Source organism: Bacteroides sp. Ga6A2 (assembly GCF_000702225.1).
Classification (GTDB): domain Bacteria; phylum Bacteroidota; class Bacteroidia; order Bacteroidales; family Bacteroidaceae; genus Ga6A1.
Genome location: NZ_KL370875.1, coordinates 76,744 through 80,481 on the forward strand (window position 1 = coordinate 76,744; position 3,738 = coordinate 80,481).

The window sequence follows — 3,738 nt, forward strand, 5'->3', positions numbered from 1 at the left end:
TTTTCTCTGCGATGTTCATAGTTATAGTCCAAGTTTTGAGAGGCAAACCACACAGGCAAATCTTGTATCATGGTTGCGCCCGACACCACACCGAGCATCTGCGAGCCACGGCAAAATCCTAAAATTGGAATGTCGTGGTCGAGACAATACGCCATTGTCAGATAATCCGAAACATCACGTGCTGCATTATAATCAATCTCTGATTTTATATGGTGCCAATCTTCCTGCACGGCATAGAGACTTGGCGATATGTCCTCGCCACCCGAGAATATCACGCCGTCTACATCACGAAGCACTTCGGCAACATTAGAACCGTCGTAAGCTTTGGCACGCACAAGCAGACCAGCATCATTGCTCAGATATCCGATACCATTGGCATCGAGTTGGTTAGCCGATACTGAACTGCCTTCATAATCTATGTACGAAGCCTTTACCTGCGGCAGCACCGTTACATTAACGCCAGCCTGCCTGAAAGCCTCTACTACGTTAGTGCAAAACTCATTATCAGTATCTTCTCGCCACGCAATGGCGATTTTCAACTCTTTATGATTATCGTCTCTGCTTGTTTTCGAACATGCGCCACAGAGTATGACAAATATTACGGCTATATGCCAAATTTTTAGTTGTTTCATATTTTTTTCATAACAATTTCTTCAAACTCCAACTACCGACTTTTCGTCCGTCGTGTTCAATTTCGCACTCATGAAATATTTCGTAGCCTCGCTTGGTATAGAAGGCAAGATTATCTTCCGAGTTTGTGAAGAGAACCATCTCGCGGCCACCCCGTTGGCGGACATAGTCCTCCTGAAATGCCAGGAACTGGGTGCCGATGCCTTGTCCTTGGAAGTCCGGCTCGACCTCAAACATACTGAGATACCATACGCCCCGATTTGTTTTCTGATAGTCGTGGCAAGGTTTGCATGCCCCTTCGTCCATGGCGAGATAGCCGTTCACGTTCTTCCAGTTGGCGGCCAAATATACCTTCCAGCCATCGTTGATAAAACTCTCCCATAACGATGGCGGCTGAAAATCCGGGGACTCCAAGGTTGCACGCCCGACAAGATGTCCCTGCTGACGCGCCGCCAGCAGGTCGGCCTTGCCGAAGTTGCTCTTCATTACGCAGTTCATAAATGCGTGCAGACTTCTGAACCGCTCTTCATCGTCTGGGAAATAGAGCGCAACGTAGGCATAGTTGCGATAGGCACGGGCGGCGAGTGTCACTGCCGCCTTCAGTTCTTCGCGTTTAAGATTTCCGAATTCGATATCCATATTAGCCTTTATTCTTTACCTGTTACAGGAATGCCACCGAAGAGGTGTCTTCCATGCCGACGCTCCGGGCGGAAACCTGTTCCATCTTCTACCGTCATTACCGAAGGAGCAGCCAGACGAGTTTCCCCGTTCCCGTTTGCATATTCGTAAGAAAACTTAAAGCCAGCCATTGTGGCCAGAGAACCATCCTCATTGAAAGTAAAACTGAAATTCCACTTGTGATCAGGGTCTTCCTGATTGTCGTTGCCGATGTAAGTCATCCTTGAAGGCAACCTATCAGGCCCGATACCCATCAGCCCGATAAATGGCAGGAAAAAGTAAGTGTCGCCTACCGACGGGAAACCATGGTATATGCCCCACTGCTTATATTTATTCGGGTAATCGGCATCATAGTAATACTTATATTTATAGGAACCTGATGACTTCGTTTCATTTTCAGTTTCCTCACCATCGAAAGCCAAATACAGCAACAGGCCATCTTTCCAGTCAAAGGTGACCTTATAATTCCATTCCAAATAGAGTCGTTCCCCATCTTTAATTCTGTCAATTACTCCATATAATGAGCAAGACGACAGATGACCTTCGCTATCATAATTGAACGAGTTCTTTTCGGAAGTAGCATAACCTTCTTCTTCGTAATCGGTGTCAAAAACAGTGATATATCCTTGGTTGTTGTATTTGACCGAATAGATTTGGGTGCCTGTCTCACCATCGGAGTACTTCCAGGTTTCTATTATTTTGTTTGCAGGATAGTCGAAGGTGAACTGATCCTCCATGTTGTCATACGAGGCAGTGACAGATTCAAGCACACCATTGTCCGAATAATGTAACTCTCTACTGCTGAATGATTTCAGTCGCAGACCGCTCTCCTTGTCGACGGTACCAGTCAATGCCGGTGGAAAGCCAGCGCCATTGCTGCCGTTGTCATCATCGTCGTTGCAAGACACGAAACCCACACTCATTGTCAAGGCTATCATGATAGCCATCATGCGCAAAATAAACTTGTTCATATCAAAATATTAAATTAGGTGTTAAATACTAATTACTTGCTGTCTGTGGCATATTCGTAGGTGTACTCCCAGCCGTTGGCCTTAGCCACAGAACCGTCGGCATTGAACTCGTAACTGCAAGGATAAGTCTCTGTACCGTCATTTCCGACAGTACCTAACTTGTCTTTATAGTTGAAGGTAACAGACGAAGGCAACTTGTCAGGTCCTATGCCCATAAGTCCGAGATAGGGGAGAAAAATGGAGTTGTTATCGCCGAAGACGTAGAAGTAAACCCATTGCTTGTGCTTATTCACATATTCCGTGTCGTAACCGAACGTATAGACAGCCGACCAAGTCCTTGCATTCTCTAAGCCGATATCTTCGTATGCGATTTCCTTCAAGAGACCATTCTCCCAAGTCAGCGTGACCTTTTCAATCCAACTGGCAGTATATGGCTTACCCTTTTCAATACCGGTCTCTTCTCCTGATTGGGTCATGGATGTCAGATGTCCATCCTTGTCGTAGGTGTAAGAAGCCGACCCAGTTCCATTCCAATTGTTTTCAAAGTAAATACACTCGCCGGTCTCTTGGCTTTCGTAAGATGTCATTCGTCTCATCTTGTCGTAGCTCACGGCAAATTCGGTCACATAGTTGTAAAAAGAATTATTCCTTCTGCGAATCTTGTCTGGACCATATTGGAAAGCATAATCGTCCAAATAATCTTTGTGCGCAATGGAATCGAACAACCCATCATTATTGTAATATACAGTATATTCGCCGAAGGATTTCAGTCGCAGACCGCTCTCCTTGTCGATAATACCCGTCAGGGCAGATACATTGTTAACGCCACTGATGCCATTGTCATCATCATTGTCACATGATACTAAACTCACACTTATTGTCATGGCTATCATGACAGCCATTAAACTCCATAAAAAATCCTTTTTCATGTCAATTTATTATTAGTTGGTTTTCAGTTGGACATTTCTATGAACCTGTTAAAATCCAATTGAGATTTGTCCTATCCATAATATATTATTTTTTCAGGTGTCAGAAAGTCAGAACTCGTGACTTTTTACATTGTCTTCTCGCAAATCTATAAAAAAAATATGAATAAAAAAAATAAAAATATAATTTTCTTACTATTTGCCCATGTATTTTCATAATTCATAATATGATTATCCGCAATTCGCCCTTCCGTTATATAATTTGTGCTCAAACGTAGGCTTATACGAAACGGCAGCGATAACTAACCGGTCGAACATCCTGTCACCGAAATATTTACGGTTGAATTTGTAGCAGAATTCATTCAAGTATTCTTGAAGAAACTCCTCCTTGATTCCGTGATACATGTCTGTGAACAACGACTTGGCGTTTGAAATGGCGATGTGTACCCACGGAAGAACCTTTGGAGCATTGCTCCCGCGGACTGTCTGCCGTTCCGACTTTGACACTGCTTTCTCGACTGTCGAGTGTGAGG

5 protein-coding genes are annotated in these 3,738 nt (G+C 44.2%); all 5 read right to left on the reverse strand.

Translation table 11 applies throughout. From position 1 onward, the window contains the following. A partial coding sequence (locus T538_RS17930; protein WP_031541557.1) for a gamma-glutamyl-gamma-aminobutyrate hydrolase family protein occupies positions 1 to 632 on the reverse strand: 632 nt, incomplete at its 3' end. Between the two features lie 7 nt (positions 633 to 639). Further along, on the reverse strand, positions 640 to 1,269 hold the full coding sequence (locus T538_RS0116525) for a GNAT family N-acetyltransferase (protein ID WP_031535771.1): 630 nt from the start codon (positions 1,267 to 1,269) through the stop codon (positions 640 to 642). Positions 1,270 to 1,277: 8 nt separating this feature from the next. Beyond that, on the reverse strand, positions 1,278 to 2,279 hold the full coding sequence (locus T538_RS0116530; RefSeq protein WP_034539435.1) for a hypothetical protein: 1,002 nt from the start codon (positions 2,277 to 2,279) through the stop codon (positions 1,278 to 1,280). A gap of 32 nt (positions 2,280 to 2,311) precedes the next feature. Beyond that, positions 2,312 to 3,208: a DUF4595 domain-containing protein gene (locus T538_RS0116535; protein ID WP_155993332.1), complete on the reverse strand. Its 897-nt coding sequence runs from the start codon at positions 3,206 to 3,208 to the stop codon at positions 2,312 to 2,314. 228 nt (positions 3,209 to 3,436) lie between these two features. After that, the coding region (locus tag T538_RS0116540) for a transposase (protein WP_031541558.1) at positions 3,437 to 3,738 on the reverse strand (302 nt) is incomplete at its 5' end.